Source organism: Pseudoalteromonas holothuriae (assembly GCF_945859825.1).
GTDB classification, from domain to species: domain Bacteria; phylum Pseudomonadota; class Gammaproteobacteria; order Enterobacterales; family Alteromonadaceae; genus Pseudoalteromonas; species Pseudoalteromonas holothuriae.
This window is the reverse complement of the sequence record NZ_CAMAPC010000005.1, coordinates 89380-106594: the sequence shown is the minus strand read 5'-3', so window position 1 is coordinate 106594 and position 17215 is coordinate 89380. Positions and strand designations below refer to the sequence as shown.

The following is a 17215-nucleotide window of genomic DNA, read 5'->3' as shown; positions in this document are numbered from 1 at the left end:
AACTTTGAGTGATATTGCGATAGTACGTGATTATGTGCAGTCCTTACCTAAGTATATTACTTTGTGCGAGCGTAATTATCTACGTGCGCTTAAATTGTTACCACCAGAAGAGCACGGTGCGCAAAGAGCAATTGAGCTGGCAAATGTACATTATGTTATTGAAGTGCAAGAGTGTGCCAAATACACCACAGACATTATTATTAGGCAAACCTCAAGTAGCAGTGTGTTTTTTCCAAGTTTGCATCTTGCGGTTCGTTTATATCACGATGCTAAAGTCGCTGAAGTGATACATCATGATTACCATCAGCGCATTAAGCCCTCTTATCGCTACCCTAATCCAAACATGCATCAAAAAGATGAAAAGTATCAAATTAATGCATTTTTAGCTGATTGGTTCATGGCTTGCCTTGAAAGTGGTAAAGTGCCACTCAATTGGGATGTAAATAATGGCTTGGTTTAAGCAGGCGCACTATTTTGAGAAAAGCCACCTTAAGCTCGCTCATATTACCGATAGTCACCTATTTGCACACCGCAAAGGACTTTATTTTGACGTAAATACCGCAGATAATTTACGCGCCGTTTTATCGCAATTAGCGCTGCAACAACTTGATGCGGTTGTATTTGGTGGTGATCTTACTCAAGACCATACCATTGCTTCGTACACATTATTTGCGACACTGGTGAGTGAGTCTGATTTAACTTGTCCGGTTTTTTGGCTACCGGGCAATCATGACGAATTAGATATGCTGGAGCACATGAGTCAAGGTCAAATTCAAACAGCCAAACGTTTGTATACCGATGCTATTGATATTTTATTGCTCAACTCTAAAGGCCCAACCCCTGCGGGTTGGTGCGATGAGCCGCATTTAGCAGATGTAATACAAGCGCTAAACAATTCAGCGAGTAAAACTTTGGTATTTTGCCACCACCACCCTGTGCCTATTGATGGTTATTTAGACAAGCACATGCTGGAAAATGGGCCTCAGCTTTTAAATATTCTTGTTGAGAGTGAGTGCGTAATGGCATTAATACATGGTCATGTTCACAATGAATACCACTTACGCTTTCGAGAGCTGGATATTTTTGCAACGCCTGCCACTTCTATCCAGTTTACCAAAGGCACAGCACTGTGGCAGCAGCAAGATTTAGGCCCAGCTTGGCGGCTGATCACCATTGAGGATGATACATTTAGTACTGAGGTGGTATGGTTAAACGGGTAATTTACATTCATGGCTTCAATAGTTCTGAGTTGTCAGCCAAGGCACAACAATTTGGTGCTTGGTTAAAATCGCAATCATTTGCGTGTGACTACATAACGCCTAGGCTACATTTTGACCCTCGTGTTGCAATTATTCAGTTAGAATCAATTATTGATGAGCGAACCGTGTTAGTGGGTAGCTCTTTGGGTGGGTTTTATGCGACATACTTGTCACAACAGCATAATGTACCCGCGGTGGTGGTCAATCCAGCTGTTCGACCTTTTGAATTATTGGCGGATTATTTAGGAGCACAGTATAATCCGTATCAGAAGATACATTATCAATTGGGGCAAGAGCACATACATGCCCTTCAACAATTGTATGTAGCTGACTTAACAAAACCAGAACTATTGATGCTGTTGCAGCAAATGGGCGATGAAGTCCTGCCTTATCAGCATGCGCTGCAGTATTATCAATCATGCCAGCAACGAATAGAGTTTGCTGGTGATCATCGTTTTATGGACTTTCAACGTTACTTTGACACGGTTGTCAATTTTCTTAAAATCACGTAAAACAGAACGAATTAAATAAAAAGAATCCATCTATGAGCGAGCAAAACTATAACGCCGAAGCCATTGAGGTTTTAAATGGTCTTGAACCGGTAAAACGTCGTCCCGGCATGTACACTGACACCACACGGCCCAACCACTTAGGTCAAGAGGTTATTGATAACAGTGTGGATGAGGCGCTCGCAGGTCATGCAACCAAAATTGATGTTATTTTACATGAAGATAACTCATTAGAAGTGATTGACGATGGCCGTGGTATGCCGGTCGATATTCACCCTGAAGAAGGCCTGCCCGGGGTAGAACTTATTCTTACAAAGCTTCATGCCGGCGGAAAGTTCTCCAATAAAAACTACCAATTCTCAGGTGGATTGCATGGTGTGGGGATCTCAGTGGTAAATGCCTTATCTAAACGTGTTGAGATCACGGTTAAGCGTGACGCCCAAGTGTACGAAATGGCATTTGAGCATGGCGATAAAGTACAAGACCTTAAAGTTATCGGAACAGTAGGTAAGCGTAATACCGGAACATCAGTACACTTTTGGCCCGACGCCAGTTATTTCGACTCAGCTAATTTCTCTTTAGCGAAACTAAATCATGTATTAAAAGCTAAAGCGGTATTGTGTCCTGGGTTAAAAATTCGCTTTGTGAACAAACAAACCAAAGAAACCCAAGAGTGGCATTATGAAGCCGGGCTAGAAGATTATTTAAAAGATAGCTGTGCGGGTTACGAAGTACTACCAAAAAGCCCATTTACTGGCAGTTTTAGTGGCTCTACAGAAGGGGTTGATTGGGCACTGCATTGGTTACCAGAAGGTGGTGAATCAATTACCGAAAGCTACGTTAACCTTATTCCAACAGCGCAAGGTGGTACTCATGTTAATGGTTTGAGGCAAGGCTTGCTTGAGGCTATGCGAGAGTTTTGTGAATTTCGTAACTTATTACCAAGAGGGGTTAAGTTAACTCCTGAGGATATTTGGGATAAGTGTAGCTATGTTTTATCAGTCAAAATGCAAGACCCGCAGTTTGCTGGGCAAACCAAAGAAAAGCTCTCGTCTCGCTCTTGTGCCACATTTGTATCTGGTATCGTTAAAGATGCGTTTAGCTTGTGGCTAAATGAACACACAGATACAGCTGAGTTACTGGCTGAACTATGTATTAGTAACGCGCAAAAGCGCTTGCGTGCAGCTAAAAAAGTAGTGCGTAAAAAAGTGACTTCTGGCCCCGCATTACCGGGTAAACTCACTGATTGCTCTGGCACTGAAACTGAACGCTCAGAATTGTTTTTAGTAGAAGGTGACTCTGCAGGAGGCTCTGCCAAGCAGGCGCGAGATCGTGAGTTTCAAGCGATTATGCCGCTCAGAGGTAAAATCTTGAATACGTGGGAAGTTGAGTCAGGACAAATACTTGCCTCTCAAGAAGTACATGATATTTCAGTTGCACTGGGTATTGACCCTGATTCTGACGATTTGTCGGGATTACGTTATGGCAAAATTTGTATTCTGGCTGATGCTGATTCGGATGGGTTGCACATTGCTACCTTGTTGTGTGCCTTGTTTGTGCGCCATTTCCCAACGCTTGTAAAGCAAGGCCATGTTTATGTGGCCATGCCCCCACTGTTTCGAATTGATGTAGGTAAAGATGTGTATTACGCCTTAGATGAAGATGAGAAAAAAGGCGTACTTGCCAGAATCGAAGCCGAGAAAAAGCGTGGCAAGGTTAATGTTCAGCGCTTCAAAGGATTGGGTGAAATGAACCCATTACAGCTGCGCGAAACCACGATGGATCCTAACACTCGGCGATTGGTTCAATTAACGCTGGAAGAGCCACAGCAGACGATGGAAATGATGGATATGTTACTGGCTAAAAAGCGCTCAGGTGATCGTAAAGAATGGCTTGAAAATCACGGCGATAAAGCGCAAGTAGAGGTATAGCGCATGCTTCGCAATATACTACTTGCAACAGGTTTAATATGCGCTACTTTTAGCCAAGCTGATGAGCAGCTGAAGCGGTTAAATTTACCAGCAGGGTATGAGATAAACTACTTTGCTAAAAATGTAGAAAATGCCAGACAGTTAGCAGTGTCTAAATCAGGTGTGGTATACGCCGGTTCGCGCAGAGCCGGTAATGTATACGCACTGATTGACAATAATCAAGACGGTATTGCGGATAGAAAAATAGTACTCGCTCAAGGGCTAAATATGCCTTCAGGGTTAGCACTAAAAGATGGCGACTTGTACGTTGGCGAAGTTCATCGCATCATTCGATTTAAAAACATAGATAAACAATTATCAAAACCAAATTATGAAGTGGTGTTTGATAAGCTGCCTAGTGAGCGTCATCATGGCTGGAAGTTTATCCGCTTTAATGATGAAGGTGAGTTGTTAATTCCTGTTGGTGTGCCTTGTAATGTGTGTGCTGAAGATGCGCAGTTTGGCCGGATTTTTTCACTTAATTTACAAACCAAACAGTTAACAACAATCGCACAGGGCGTACGAAACTCTGTAGGTTTTGACATTAACCCACAAAGTGGCGTGTTATGGTTCAGTGATAATGGTCGTGACATGATGGGGGATGATATTCCACCTGATGAAATAAACCGTGTAAGCTTGAATGGTGAACATTTTGGGTTTCCGTACGTGCATGGCGGCAGTGTGTTAGACCCTGAGTATGGTAAAGATAAAACCTTGGCAGACATGCAAAAATATACAGCGCCAAAACTGGCTTTACAGGCTCATGTAGCACCGTTGGGTATACATTTTTACCGTGGTAAGCAGTTTGCTAAAAATATGCACAATAAGCTGCTGGTGGCAGAGCATGGCTCTTGGAACCGCAGCACTAAAGTGGGCTATCGTGTGATGATGGCCACTATCAAAGAAGGCGAAATTACCGCCTACGAGCCGTTTATAACCGGCTTTTTAGATAAAGAACAAACCTTGGGTCGTCCTGTTGCGTTTGCAGAGCTTGCTGATGGCAGTCTGCTGGTGTCGGATGATTTTGCTAACGCGATTTATCGCGTTCGCTATAACAAAAAATAGGGTGTTACATGACTGATCCTCAAACCTTGTCTTTACAGGGGATTGAACAACAAACGATGGGGCGTTTTACTGAAGATGCCTATTTAAATTATTCTATGTATGTGATCATGGACCGTGCTTTACCTCACATTGGTGATGGTTTAAAGCCTGTGCAGCGTCGTATCGTGTATGCCATGAGTGAGCTGGGGTTATCGGCTGCAGCAAAATATAAAAAATCAGCTCGGACCGTGGGTGATGTGTTAGGTAAATACCACCCACATGGCGATAGCGCCTGTTACGAAGCCATGGTACTGATGGCGCAGCCGTTCTCATACCGCTACCCATTAGTTGATGGGCAAGGTAACTGGGGTGCGGCAGATGACCCTAAATCGTTTGCTGCAATGCGTTATACCGAAGCGCGTTTATCAAAATTCTCTGAAATATTATTAAAAGAACTAGGGCAGGGCACTGTCGATTGGACCCCTAACTTTGATGGCACCATGGATGAACCAAAGGTGCTGCCATCACGTTTGCCACATATTTTACTCAACGGTGTTACCGGTATTGCAGTTGGTATGGCAACCGACATTCCCCCTCATAATGTGAAAGAGTTGGCGAGTGCATGTTGCACCTTGCTTGATAAACCAAAAACGACGTTAGAAGAGTTGTTGGATATAGTACACGCACCGGATTACCCAACCGATGCTGAGATAATTACTGCTAAATCAGATATTAAAAAGATTTATACCACGGGACGTGGGTCAATTAAAATGCGCGCCGTGTATAGCGAAGAGCAAGGTGATATTGTGATCACTGCGTTGCCGCATCAATGCTCTGGTGGCAAAGTGCTTGAACAAATAGCCGCGCAAATGACCGCTAAAAAGTTGCCTATGGTAGCGGATTTACGAGATGAGTCAGATCACGAAAACCCAACCCGTATTGTGATCATACCGCGCTCAAACCGTGTAAAGATAGAGCCTTTAATGGCGCATTTATTTGCCACCACTGATTTAGAAAAAAGCTACCGCGTTAATTTAAATATGATTGGCTTAGATGGCCGCCCTCAGGTTAAAGATTTACTGCAAATTTTATCTGAGTGGTTAATCTTTCGCCGTGAAACAGTACGCCGTCGATTACAATATCGACTAGATAAAGTATTGGCTCGTTTACATATTTTAGAAGGCTTAATGGCCGCCTTTTTAAATATTGACGAAGTTATTGATATTATTCGTACCCAAGATAAACCTAAAGAAGTCTTGATAGCACGTTTTGACTTATCAGATAAACAAGCTGAGGCCATATTAGACTTAAAACTGCGTCATTTAGCAAAACTCGAAGAAGTAAAAATTCGTGGTGAGCAAGATGAGCTAAGCGCAGAACGTGACAAATTAGAGTTAACATTGGGCTCAGATCGCCGCATGTCGACGCTCATGAAAAAAGAAATTCAAGAAGCCGCTGAGCTTTACGGTGATGAGCGCCGCTCGCCAGTTATTGAGCGCTCAGAAGCCAAAGCTTTAAGTGAAAAAGACTTGATCCCATCAGAGGCTGTTACGGTGGTGCTTTCTGATAAAGGTTGGGCACGCGTAGCCAAAGGCCACGATATTGATGCCCAAGGGTTAAACTATCGCTCGGGCGATAGTTATAAAGCGTCAGCCAAAGGTAAGAGCAATCAACCTGCGGTATTTTTAGATACCTCAGGCCGTGCTTTTGCTACTGAAGCACATAGCTTACCGTCGGCAAGAAGCCAAGGCGAGCCTATGACTGGGCGCTTTAACATGGCCACTGGTAGCACCTTTGAGCATGTGGTTATGGGTGAAGAAAAAACCATGTACTTAATGGCCACCGATGGGGGTTATGGTTTTATCACTGAATTTAACGATTTAGTGAGTAAAAACAAAAATGGTAAAGCACTGGTGAGTGTACCAAAAGGGGCTGAGTTGATGGCACCTATCACAGTTAATGATGTAGCAACCGATATGTGTATGGCCATTTCTAATGAAGGCCGTATGTTGTTATTCCCGTTACGTGATTTACCAAAACTGGGTAAAGGTAAAGGTAATAAAATTATTTCTATCCCAAGTGCCAAAGTGCAAGCCCGAGAAGAGTTTGTAAAAGTACTGGCTTGTATCCCAGAGGGAAGCTCAGTCACACTACATGCTGGTAAGCGAAAACTAACCCTTAAGCCCAGTGATTTAGAACATTACTATGGTGAGCGAGGCCGCAGAGGTAACAAGTTACCAAGAGGCTTACAGCGTGTGGATGAGTATGACATTGAAAGTAAGGCCTCAGTATCGACTGGTGATGAGCCTGAACTTGAGTAGCCTTAACAGGTAGAGTTTTGTTTAAATTGATAAGAAAAAGCCGCGACTTGAAGACGTGCCACTCGTTTAAGATGATGAGACTCTAAAACAAGCTCACAATGACGAAATAGGCTCAACTCTGAGACTAATCAGGAAGAGGGCTGTGTACAAGCATACGCCAGTCGTCTTTCTGAGGAAGGTCATGTCTATAATGCTAAGCCGGTCGCTAGAGTGGTGCAAGCTCAGCCTTTATTAAAGCAAACTTTTCAATTCAGCATTAACTGATAAAGAGTGATCGTGAGGGAATATCAGTACTATAAATTCGAGCTTCTGGATGGGTATTTAGATAATAAGCAGGGCAAATACTCAGAGCTATTTCAGCCGTGCCGACATCTCTGCTACGTCCTTCCAAGTGTATTACACCTACAGTGACTTAAAGGCTGAGCCTTCTGAGCTGATGTTAAAATACTTCGACATCGGTTTTTACTACGCCGATTGGGGCTCCATTTATGTTTACATCAAGCTACCCGCTGGAACTGTCCCTGCTCAACAGCCCCTAAAGATAATTAAAATGAAATAATTAATTTAACGAGATGTACGCTCTAGGTTGCATGTGTGGGAGGAATTTACTGCGGGGGCAAGTTCGGCAGCAGTAGAAGAGGCTGGTAAGCTGGTAAGATTACGTCCAAACATCAAATATATTTCGTAGGCTTGGACTAAGTTCATTACTGTTTTGCCGCTTTCAAAGTTGCTGATGGTGGCTTGATCGACACCGAGTAAAGTCGCAAGTTGTTTTTGTGTGAGGCCATGTTCTTTTCTGAGCTTGCGTATCATGGTTTGTAACTCGTTTTTAAATTGCGTAACAAGGGTTTTTCTGCGAGCAGTGTTGTGTTTCATCGTCGTTTCCTTAGAGCAAAATCGTGTTGATCAAGTTAACGGCATTATTGATGGGCATAGCTCTTTGCTTAACGAGTTCGTTAGATACCCCTTGTATTGCTTCATAATCATCTAAAAAGAGCGCTAAATCGTATTGCTTACTGTTATAGCTGTTAATATGCACCAATACGTAGCAGCGCAGATGTAGTGCATCAAGTTGGCGTATTAGGTCAATATCTTGTGCTGTCATATTTGGCTTTAGTCGTTTAGTGATTTTATTGGCAAATACATGTTTAATATAAACAGTCTGCTTATCCTTATGATATACATAAGTATCTTTAAAGCCATTAACAGGTTTAATTGTGGCATTAACGCCATTTAATAGACTTGCGCCATCCATAGTGCTCTCTCAATTCGTTACGGTGAGTTAGCATTATGGTTATAAGTATGTGAAAAAATCTCCACACGGTAGAAAATAATCCAATTAATTTGTGGAAGCGGGTTTAAAAAAGGAATGAGAATCGCATCTGATGAGAAATTAAAAAGTTATAATAATGGGTTTTAGCTGGTAGCTATCGCTACCAGCCTGTACTTTCCAGTCGATATTTTACAGCGCATTTGCTTCACCTGAACGATTCGACTTAGCTTCAACAATCATCATGGTGAGTAATGCTCCACAACAAAGTGCCCATGAAATATAAATTAGTCCTTCAAAGTTATCGTAAATGAGGGTCCACGATTTCATATCAAAGAAGATATAAGTCATATCCTCTACTAGCGCTAAAAAATAAATCAGTGAGGTGTAAATATAAATCCAGTGAAAAATACCATCAAAGTGGGTGAGTTCAATGTTGTTTGAGCTGGACAGCAGTCGAGACAGTTGCACCCTAAAAATTAATACTAAGACTATTGCGAGACTAAATAATAATTGTGAGCCATAAATAAGTGCACTTTGTAGTAGTTTATTGCTTTCGGGTGCTACGTAATTTATTAGACCAACTTCAAAGATAGCAAAGTTTATAGCAGTCAAAACAAAGATAAACCCCGGAATATGGGTCATATTTATATCTTTTCTATAAACACCATAGGCAGCGCAAATACCTAATAATGATAAATAAAGAGGGGTGACAATGATATCACTCCATAGTTGGCTTAATATAAATGCCAAAGTGACAATATCGAGTAATGTAGACTTTCCGTTATCGCGGGCTTCTTCACGTATTTGTTTAACCTGATGTAACAAAGCCTTAAAATCTAGCCGACAGTAACTTAACCACTTAAAAAGCAGTTTTGAAGGAATGTCACTCACGCCAAGCTCATAGTTGATGATGGTTTTTCTATCACATTTGAGTTTGTCAGACATACCTTGCTGAGTGATCCCCGCATTAACCCGCATGGCTTTTAAATCATCACCGTCTATCACATTTGGTCCTTGTTATATGTTACCTATATCTATCATCAACAGTGGGTGCGAGATTAAACCAGCTCTCTTCTTTGCTTAGCTGAGACAATCATCATGGTTAATAAGGCACCACAACACAGCGCCCATGAAATATAAATTAGTCCTTCAAAGTTATCGTAAATGAGGGTCCACGATTTCATATCAAAGAAGATATAAGCCATATCTTCTAAAAAGGCTATGAAGTAAATTATTGAAGTATAGATATAAATCCAGTGAAAAATACCATCAAAGTGAGTGAGTTCAATATTGTTTGAACTTGACAGCAGGCGAGACAGTTGTACTCTAAAAATTAATACAACGACAACCGTTAGGCTAAGTAGCAATTGCGTACCATAAATTAGCGAACTTTGTATTAGTTTATTGTCTTCAGGTGTAATGTAATTTATTAGGCCTGTTTCAAAAATAATAGGTGAGAGAGCGGTTAAGCCAAAAATAAACCCCGCAATATGTGCCATATTTATATCTTGTCTGTATGCTCCATAGATGGAGCATATTCCTAATAATGATAAATATATAGGAGTGACCAAACGGTCATCCCACAGTTGAATATAAAAAAATGCCAGTGAGACTATGCTCAACAAAATGAGGTTTGAGAGTTTCATATTCTATCCTTGTCAACCATCGATAGAGGAGGGATATAAGCGCCTGCACGTGCCACCCTAGGCCGTTTTTTTACACCAGTACCACACGATACCTTAGCACAAGACTCTGTAGTGAGTTTTATACCTCTAGCAATAGAAGATTGTCTCTGTTTAGCTGTGTTGCAATTGTTATCTGTGCAAATACCATGAAGAAATATAAATAAATTCATAGAGCTAAATATATGGTGTAGGCTTAACTTGTTCATGGTTCTTCATCCTGTAAGTTGGGTTTTTCTTTACCGTTGGTTAGATCGCGGATCTCTTTTATTTCGTTTAATAACGACCCAGCGTCTATCTTACAATATAAAAACCACAAAAAAAGCTGTTTTGAACGAATATCACTCACACCTAATTCGTAGTTAATAACGGTTTTTCTGTCACACTTAAGCTTTTTTGCCATCGCGTCTTGAGATATCCCCGCATTGACTCGCATGGCTTTTAAATCATCACCATCTATCACACCCTTATCCTTTTATTGTTGGGGAGATTTTTTCATAGCTAAATATACAGTCTGTTATCAACGAAGTGCAGGTGTAAAACAATAAGAAAATGTCAACGTTGTCAATGCATGAAAAAATTACAGTTACTGCTTTAAAAACAGACAGGCTAAAGAATATTTATAAATAAACTAAAAATCAACGATTCATTTACATAAAGTGTTGTTTTGTACCTAAGTTAACTGATTGGTAAAATCTAAAATCTATAGTGTTGAACCATGGAAAACAATGCCGTTTTACACTGATATTAGGGCTCAAAAATAGTTGTTTTTAAAGCGTTATCGAATTTGCCGTATTGGTTATGCTAATTGGAATAAGGCAAGTTGTTGAAGAAGTACCTGCAGCACTCAGCCAATTTACTCATCCTCCAAAGCAGCAGAGCAGCGAAAATAGGAAAATACAGTGTTTTTTTACAACATTAAGAGAGGTTTATAATGAAGCTTGGTCGTAATGATCTTTGCCACTGTGGCAGTGGTAAAAAATTTAAACGTTGTTGTATGAGCAGCGTTTCCAAGCAACATGCCCAAGTATTTGATGATGCTGAAGCCATGCTTGCCATGAACCCAAATTTGAGCCTTGATGAACTCAACGCAGCTTTACAACACAAAGTGCAGGAGCGCAATAATCAACCTCATCCCGATTTTTGTGGGGTGACGCCAACACAAATGGCCAATTGGCTTTATGCGCCTTTTGATGAGTTACAGTGGGTAAAAATCAGCACGCCAGATAGCCTTTCTGCCAGCCCTGTGATGCGCTATTTATCCCTCATTCTTGATGAAGCCATGGCGCAAGCAGGCTCATTTAAAGCCACGAGCAAAGACAACTTACCGATTAAATTAGTCAAGCAGGCCAGTGAACTATTGCCCGAATTTATCGTTGCTCAATTTGAAATAGACATTAGTATCAGTGAGTTTGCAGGCAGTAATGAAGATAAATTTAATGCCTTGCACTACACCCGAGTACTGGCCGAAATTAGCGGTATTATTTACCGGCGCAGTGGCCGCTACCATGTTAAAAAATCAGCGCAAAAACAGTATCAGGCATTGGGTATAAAGGCATTATTAAAACCTATGCTAGAAGCGGCAACCAGTAAATATAACTGGGGGTATTTAGACGGTTTTGATTTTGATGGTAATTTTAGTGACTTTTGGTTGTTTATGCTGTGGCGTATACAATGTCATAACAGTGTAGATAAGCTTGTTAAAGAGGTGATGACGGCTTTTCCTGATTTGCTACTGGCATTTCCTACCGATGATTACTTCTCACCAGAAGAAAGGTTAAGCATGCTAATCGAATCAAGGTTTATTGAACGTTTTTTACAATTTTGGGGATTTGTAACGATTGACCCAAGACGTTATATAAATGCTGAGCCGGTTGCTAGAGTGGCTCAGGTTCAACCTTTATTAAAACAAACTTTTCAATTTACCATTAACGCATAAAGTGGTGGTTGGCGCCTTGTGTACTTTATGTAGCTAAACGAGTTGAGCGTTAATGGCTCCCTTGAGAGAGTGCTTTTAATTCAGTTTGACTTTGAGCATCTTAATGATGGGCTACTGGCTTTTGCTGCGCTTTATGATATTCCTTTAGCTTTAGTTAAAGCACTTGCCACGGTACTAAACATACAGCCCAGTCACCAAGCCCAAGAGCAAACAAATTGAACCTGTGCCAGTGGCTATGATAAAGCTTCTCGTTACTTGCATCAGCTGTTCAAAGCCTATCAGTTTAAAGGTTATATCCCCGCGTTTGAACAGCGTTTTAAGCAATTTATTGTTGCCAATAATAGCCGTAAAGCACTGTTAAAGCGGTTAACACACTTATCAATAAAAACGCAGTTCACCCAATATCAAAGCAGAGTTGATAAAGCAACTGAAAGCTGTGATGGAACATGCTATGTCACCAAATTATACTGTTTTGCTCCTATTTTTATAACGCGTATCGATGTCATAGGAGCCCCTTTCGTGAAATGATTTCGGGTGCCAAATGTTGTTGGCATTTAGTCATTTTTCAACCACTACCTTACTAATCGCGCCATCTAGCTTTGCTGCTCGTGCAATGGCAGTTTCAAATATCTTAGGTGTAATTTCCATTTTTACGCATGTTATATATTTAATCCTTTAATCCTTTAATCCTTTAATCTTTTAGAGAATACTTTTGCGGGGCAGGGAACAAGAGATCTAGGTTTTTCTTATCAATTTTGAATAGTGGCCCTTTCTCACTAACTCGATTGTTTTTGCCGCTTCGCTTGATGAGGTGGTCCATTGTTATTACGCCGCTTTCTATTAGTGGTAAAAGTTGCGATGCCAAGGGCTGTTTTGTATGAATTACACTTTTTAACTGAAAATGTTCAATACCCTCCCTTACAAAGCTTTCCGCCTCAATCCAAAAGGTTTCTGCGTGTTTTTCAAGTAAACGTTCGCGTAATATAGAACCCGGCCAAATAGCTACTAATTCTTCACTGTCATGCCATTCTTGAAGTTGATCATTTGATTTGTCGTATTTGAAATGTAACCCTTGAGAATTTGGCTTCTGGGTACTAACAGTACAATAAAGCTTGAAATCCTCCTCTCTTTGGTACCCATAGTTATCTAGAATTTCTGCACTTTTTTTGCAGGGACTGATATCCCACTTCGCAACTTGAGCAAATAAGTTTGAGCGATTTTTTCCACCCCGACCTGCTTTAAGTTCAATGCCTTTATAGTCTGGTAACTTGCTAGAGTTAGCTTCTATACCCAGCAACGTCTCTAATGTGTAGCCAATCGCCGTGTCACCTTTTCTCAAAGCCTTGAAAGGTTTAGCAGCTAGAGTTTTTAGCTTTGTTAGTAATTCTTCAGCAGTAGAGCTATCCGTATTGACGTAGGCTTTAACTAGCTGTCCAATTGGACTTTCGAATTTATCTAATTCATTACTGATGGAAGACTTGGATATATTGGTTAGATACGGCTCATCCTCGTATATGACGATCGCTACCTGATCTCCAGCTTCAGCTAGCTCCCCCAACTTTCGAAACCACATACGGGGATCGCCGTTTTTAGTATTTGGGCGATATAAACTCGCCTTAGAACTAATTTTTTGAGCATCTTTTAGTAAATAGGCCGTTTTAATAACTTTGTTTTCTGTACCTTGTCCTTGAGAGTAATAATGGTGGAAATTTTCTAATTCAAAATGGGTTCTGACTGGCTGTGTGGCGTCAATAATTGACTTTTTTAGTCCCGTGATTGTCGGCTCAAATACAGAGTACTCTATGCCTAACTTCGCTAGCTGAACTTTATTTTGTTCAACTAACTCCTTGACAGGTTTATCCAATTCAGAACTTCTTTCGTTATCGATATCATCAAACTCTTCATCTGAAAGAGTCACATCATCATCGTCGATAAAGTTTAGAGATACGTTTGGAGAGGGAATTTGAGCTTTCCAATGAAGCTCTATGATTGGTTTTAGCTCTTGCCAATTTGAATGATCAAATGTTTGACTTATAAGGTCATACGCTTGATGAGTCTTAATTTGCTTTTCTTTTTTTAATTGTTTTACTAATTGTTTTAATCGCTTTTCGCTAGGGTAGTTCGTATCAGACATAACTACTTTTCCTTTTAACAGAGTGCACTAACAGCACTGTTTGAAGTTAAAGGATCTGCACCAATTGCTTTACCGGTAAAGGAAGGCTTTATATCCCAAGCCAACGACTAGAGAAGGAAGAGGACAAAAAAGTACACCCTCAGGCTCTAACCGAGTGCGTAGATTTGTTTACTTGTGACTTGAAAAAACTCACTGCAAACTACCGAAATAGTTCGGTATCTACAGAGAGGACCACGGAGGGGTCTTTAAGAAGTGATTCAACTGCTGCTCTCACACAGCAATACCTATGCTAAGTGATTGAACAAGGTATGTAAAATAAAAAACACAAAATGCCTGGACATTTAATCTTGCTGAACTTAAAATAGGCTTTAAGTATTTATTAATGAAGTAGTGTTTAATTTGAATCATATTGAGTTATTTGCAGGGTGTGGCGGTTTGTCACTTGGCTTAGAAAGTGTTGGTTTTGAACTGGTTCTTGCGAACGAGTTATCGCCGATGGCAGCAGAAACTTTTACGTACAATTTTTTCAATGAAGACTTGGAAGAAAAAGCCAACCAAAATCATCAGCCTGAAAATGCTCTATGGCTTAATAGCAATCACTCAAGCTTGAAACCAAGATTAAGAGAGAACCCATTTCAGTTTCCTATAGTCGCTCAAGAAGGCTTTTCAGATATACCTTCAAATGTTAAAGAGTTAGATGGGAAACTAGTTGTTGGTAGTATTATTGAACTGAATAGGTTATTGGAATCCTCTAGTGAACTTGTCGAACAACTCAAAGAGGCGTTTGGAAGAGACGGTGGACTAGACCTCGTTTCTGGAGGCCCTCCTTGCCAATCCTTCAGCATGGCGGGCAAAAGAGAAAAGAATAGTGACAAAAATACACTACCTTGGGAGTTTGCTAATTTTGTAAAGCTCACTAAGCCGAAGCTAGTTTTGTTAGAAAACGTGACCGGCATTCTTCGAGCGTTTAAAGACGAAGAAGGAAATAGTTTTCATGCATGGTATGAAGTTGCGAAGGTTTTCGCTTCAATAGGATATGTCCCAATTTGCCTTCACGTTAATGCTAGAAAAGCAGGGGTGGCCCAAAATAGACCTCGCTTTATATTAATCGGTGTTAGAGAAGATCATTATCAACACATTAAACCAAGATTGAACGATACTGAATCCGAGATGTTTTCACACTCAATGGAGTTCTATTCCAAGGTAGATAAACATGGCGAAAACTTAGAATTTGGGCATTTAAACTATTATGACTCAAATAAAAGCAGTGATTTGAGCTATTTTAAGCGGTCATTTTTGAATAAATTAGTAAATTCTCCTGAAGTATCTGTACGAGAAGCTATTGATGATTTAAAGGTTCATAATCCATCAGAACCATCAGGCTTCGTTCTGGAACTTAATCAAAGGTTTAACAATCTAGAAAGCAGAACGGAAGTGTTAAATCATGAACTTAGAAATAATAGCACCATAGTTAAAAGAAGGTTCAGGCTATATCAAGTGCTTCAACAAATTGGTGAAAGGCCTATTACTCAGTCTGTATTCAGAATTCTGAAGAATGAAACAGATACTTTAGAAGAGAGTGTATGGGACATTCTTTCTGGTTTTAAGTATCTGCATGAAAATGGAGAGCTTTATCAATTTATGTGTAAATTAGAGTTTGAAAATTACTTAAAAGCTCACCCAACAAAAAAGCAAACTCAGAAAGCTTTAATTGCTGAGTCACCAGCTCCAGCAGCTCTGTCTATACCTGACGACGCATGCCATTATGATGAATATGAACTTAGGGTTTTAACTGTTAGAGAAATGGCTCGAATACAGTCATTTCCTGATAACTTTGTTTTTCGTTCAAAAATTACAACTGGTGGGCAAATGAGGAAGTTTGAAGTTCCACAATATACCCAAGTTGGCAATGCCGTACCTCCGATACTAGGGGCTGCATTGGGCAGCTGTATTTCAAAGCTGTTGTAAGTTATTTCTGATACGAAAATGTAAGGAAAAAGAGCAATCCCCTATCCTGATGAACAGTCAGATTCGCCAAGTAATTAACCAAGCGCAAAGCCAAGTTAAACGCGCGGTTAATAGCGCCATGGTGCAAGCTTACTGGCATATTGGCCAGTTAATTGTTGAGCAAGAGCAACAAGGACAAAACCGTGCTGAGTACGGGAAAGCCCAGCTTAAACAGCTCTCAATGCAATTAACTAAAGAATACGGTAAAGGTTTTTCTAGCCGCAACCTTGCTAATATGCGCAGCTTTTACGTGGCGTTTCCAATTTTGCAGACACTGTCTGCAAAATTGAGCTGGTTGCATTACACAATTAATTCGTATTGAAAACCAAGCCGCGCGGCTTTGGTATATGCAAGAATCTGCCGAGTAAAACTGGAGCGTATGCGCGCTTGAACGCCAAGTGGGCACGTTATATTACGAGCGCTTATTAGCCAGTAAAAATAAACAACCGGTAGAGCAAGAAACGTCCTTCAAAATAAATCGCTAACTGAGATAAACAAAGGCTCCAATTGTGTATTGGCATTGTCCATTTCTCGGTGGCGTTTAATATGCCAGCATAAAGCAGCTTCAACAAGCTATTTTCATTCGGGAAAGCACTTTTCGTTTTCGTCAGTTTTCTAAATTGACGATGTACTGCTTCAACGGCATTCGTCGTGTAAATGACCTTGCGGATATGCTCTGGATATTTGAAGTAAGCCGATAAATTATGCCACTTATTACGCCAGGAATTAAGCACCAGCGGATAAGAACTGCCCCATTTAGCTTCAAGTTCATCAAGCGCTAACTCTGCTGCCTCCCTTGTTGGCGCTCGATACTCAGGCTTCAAATCAGCCATGAACGCTTTTTGATTTTTAGAGGCGACATACTTCATTGAATTGCGTATTTGATTAACGATACACAATTGAATTTCGGTCTCTGGGAAAATAGTTTTTATTGCCTCAGGAAACCCTGTTTGCCGACCAAGCGGCCACCACTTGCCTATGGCTTTTACTAAATCTTAGTGGTTAGCAATGGAAAAACAGTACCGTTTTTATGCTGCTGTTAGGGTCTAAAAATAGCAGTTTTGAAAGGCTTTATCG

At 40.6% G+C, this 17215-nt stretch carries 16 protein-coding genes and 2 pseudogenes; 11 read left to right on the top strand and 7 right to left on the bottom strand.

What is annotated here, in order from left to right:
- The first annotated feature begins 4 nt into the window (after nucleotides 1–4).
- The 7 genes and pseudogenes from OCI93_RS08420 to OCI93_RS21080 form a co-directional block, all read left to right on the top strand.
- Complete coding sequence (locus OCI93_RS08420; protein ID WP_261592044.1) at nucleotides 5–460, top strand: DUF1249 domain-containing protein; 456 nt, start codon at nucleotides 5–7, stop codon at nucleotides 458–460.
- Nucleotides 447–1220, top strand: a complete 774-nt coding sequence (locus tag OCI93_RS08415) for a metallophosphoesterase family protein (RefSeq protein WP_261592045.1) — start codon at nucleotides 447–449, stop codon at nucleotides 1218–1220. Before OCI93_RS08420 ends, OCI93_RS08415 begins: the two co-directional genes overlap by 14 nt.
- Nucleotides 1205–1771, top strand: coding sequence for a YqiA/YcfP family alpha/beta fold hydrolase (locus OCI93_RS08410; protein ID WP_261592046.1), 567 nt, complete (start codon nucleotides 1205–1207; stop codon nucleotides 1769–1771). Before OCI93_RS08415 ends, OCI93_RS08410 begins: the two co-directional genes overlap by 16 nt.
- Before the next feature lie 32 nt (nucleotides 1772–1803).
- Nucleotides 1804–3699 carry a DNA topoisomerase IV subunit B gene (gene parE / locus OCI93_RS08405; RefSeq protein ID WP_261626199.1) on the top strand — a complete coding sequence of 632 codons (1896 nt, stop codon included), beginning with the start codon at nucleotides 1804–1806 and terminating at the stop codon, nucleotides 3697–3699.
- A 3-nt stretch (nucleotides 3700–3702) separates the two neighbouring features.
- Nucleotides 3703–4803: a PQQ-dependent sugar dehydrogenase gene (locus OCI93_RS08400; protein WP_261626198.1), complete on the top strand. Its 1101-nt coding sequence runs from the start codon at nucleotides 3703–3705 to the stop codon at nucleotides 4801–4803.
- Nucleotides 4804–4811: 8 nt separating this feature from the next.
- Complete coding sequence (gene parC, locus OCI93_RS08395; protein ID WP_261592049.1) at nucleotides 4812–7103, top strand: DNA topoisomerase IV subunit A; 2292 nt, start codon at nucleotides 4812–4814, stop codon at nucleotides 7101–7103.
- 276 nt (nucleotides 7104–7379) lie between these two features.
- Nucleotides 7380–7626: pseudogene (locus tag OCI93_RS21080) on the top strand (hypothetical protein); the annotation flags it as partial.
- 41 nt (nucleotides 7627–7667) lie between these two features.
- On the opposite strand, the gene OCI93_RS08390 reads toward OCI93_RS21080, so the two are convergent.
- From OCI93_RS08390 to OCI93_RS08370, 5 genes are all read right to left on the bottom strand, one after another.
- Nucleotides 7668–7979 (bottom strand): helix-turn-helix transcriptional regulator, encoded by a 312-nt coding sequence (locus tag OCI93_RS08390; protein ID WP_261592050.1) that lies wholly within the window; start codon nucleotides 7977–7979, stop codon nucleotides 7668–7670.
- A gap of 10 nt (nucleotides 7980–7989) precedes the next feature.
- The gene (locus tag OCI93_RS08385) at nucleotides 7990–8358 is read right to left on the bottom strand and encodes a hypothetical protein (protein WP_261626197.1); all 369 of its coding nucleotides are present in this window, start codon (nucleotides 8356–8358) and stop codon (nucleotides 7990–7992) included.
- 207 nt (nucleotides 8359–8565) lie between these two features.
- Nucleotides 8566–9381 carry a helix-turn-helix domain-containing protein gene (locus tag OCI93_RS08380; RefSeq protein ID WP_261626196.1) on the bottom strand — a complete coding sequence of 272 codons (816 nt, stop codon included), beginning with the start codon at nucleotides 9379–9381 and terminating at the stop codon, nucleotides 8566–8568.
- A 53-nt stretch (nucleotides 9382–9434) separates the two neighbouring features.
- Nucleotides 9435–10022, bottom strand: coding sequence for a hypothetical protein (locus OCI93_RS08375; protein WP_261592053.1), 588 nt, complete (start codon nucleotides 10020–10022; stop codon nucleotides 9435–9437).
- 241 nt (nucleotides 10023–10263) lie between these two features.
- Entirely contained in the window at nucleotides 10264–10521 is a 258-nt protein-coding gene (locus tag OCI93_RS08370) for a helix-turn-helix domain-containing protein (RefSeq protein WP_261592054.1), read from the bottom strand.
- Between the two features lie 471 nt (nucleotides 10522–10992).
- Here OCI93_RS08370 and OCI93_RS08365 point away from each other — a divergent pair, with 471 nt between their 5' ends.
- The gene (locus OCI93_RS08365; RefSeq protein WP_261592055.1) at nucleotides 10993–11997 is read left to right on the top strand and encodes a YecA family protein; all 1005 of its coding nucleotides are present in this window, start codon (nucleotides 10993–10995) and stop codon (nucleotides 11995–11997) included.
- Between the two features lie 69 nt (nucleotides 11998–12066).
- A complete protein-coding gene (locus tag OCI93_RS08360) occupies nucleotides 12067–12216 on the top strand; it encodes a hypothetical protein (RefSeq protein WP_261626195.1) in 150 nt (49 codons plus the stop codon).
- Nucleotides 12217–12688: 472 nt separating this feature from the next.
- Here OCI93_RS08360 and OCI93_RS08355 read toward each other — a convergent pair whose 3' ends face one another.
- The gene (locus OCI93_RS08355; protein WP_261626194.1) at nucleotides 12689–14131 is read right to left on the bottom strand and encodes an MvaI/BcnI family restriction endonuclease; all 1443 of its coding nucleotides are present in this window, start codon (nucleotides 14129–14131) and stop codon (nucleotides 12689–12691) included.
- A gap of 390 nt (nucleotides 14132–14521) precedes the next feature.
- Here OCI93_RS08355 and OCI93_RS08350 point away from each other — a divergent pair, with 390 nt between their 5' ends.
- Nucleotides 14522–16099, top strand: a complete 1578-nt coding sequence (locus OCI93_RS08350) for a DNA cytosine methyltransferase (RefSeq protein ID WP_261626193.1) — start codon at nucleotides 14522–14524, stop codon at nucleotides 16097–16099.
- 49 nt (nucleotides 16100–16148) lie between these two features.
- Nucleotides 16149–16460 (top strand): DUF1016 N-terminal domain-containing protein, encoded by a 312-nt coding sequence (locus OCI93_RS08345; RefSeq protein WP_261626192.1) that lies wholly within the window; start codon nucleotides 16149–16151, stop codon nucleotides 16458–16460.
- Between the two features lie 103 nt (nucleotides 16461–16563).
- On the opposite strand, the pseudogene OCI93_RS08340 reads toward OCI93_RS08345, so the two are convergent.
- Nucleotides 16564–17088, bottom strand: a pseudogene (locus OCI93_RS08340) (IS256 family transposase); the annotation flags it as partial.
- Nucleotides 17089–17215 lie beyond the last annotated feature (127 nt).

Excerpts from the sequence above, each read along its gene's own strand:
- OCI93_RS08385 (WP_261626197.1), bottom strand. The coding sequence starts at position 8,358 with ATGGATGGCGCAAGTCTATTAAATGGCGTTAATGCCACAATTAAACCT.
- OCI93_RS08390 (WP_261592050.1), bottom strand. The coding sequence starts at position 7,979 with ATGAAACACAACACTGCTCGCAGAAAAACCCTTGTTACGCAATTTAAA.
- parC (WP_261592049.1), top strand. The coding sequence starts at position 4,812 with ATGACTGATCCTCAAACCTTGTCTTTACAGGGGATTGAACAACAAACG.
- OCI93_RS08415 (WP_261592045.1), top strand. The coding sequence starts at position 447 with ATGGCTTGGTTTAAGCAGGCGCACTATTTTGAGAAAAGCCACCTTAAG.
- OCI93_RS08400 (WP_261626198.1), top strand. The coding sequence starts at position 3,703 with ATGCTTCGCAATATACTACTTGCAACAGGTTTAATATGCGCTACTTTT.
- OCI93_RS08345 (WP_261626192.1), top strand. The coding sequence starts at position 16,149 with ATGAACAGTCAGATTCGCCAAGTAATTAACCAAGCGCAAAGCCAAGTT.
- parE (WP_261626199.1), top strand. The coding sequence starts at position 1,804 with ATGAGCGAGCAAAACTATAACGCCGAAGCCATTGAGGTTTTAAATGGT.
- OCI93_RS08375 (WP_261592053.1), bottom strand. The coding sequence starts at position 10,022 with ATGAAACTCTCAAACCTCATTTTGTTGAGCATAGTCTCACTGGCATTT.
- OCI93_RS08355 (WP_261626194.1), bottom strand. The coding sequence starts at position 14,131 with ATGTCTGATACGAACTACCCTAGCGAAAAGCGATTAAAACAATTAGTA.
- OCI93_RS08410 (WP_261592046.1), top strand. The coding sequence starts at position 1,205 with ATGGTTAAACGGGTAATTTACATTCATGGCTTCAATAGTTCTGAGTTG.
- OCI93_RS08365 (WP_261592055.1), top strand. The coding sequence starts at position 10,993 with ATGAAGCTTGGTCGTAATGATCTTTGCCACTGTGGCAGTGGTAAAAAA.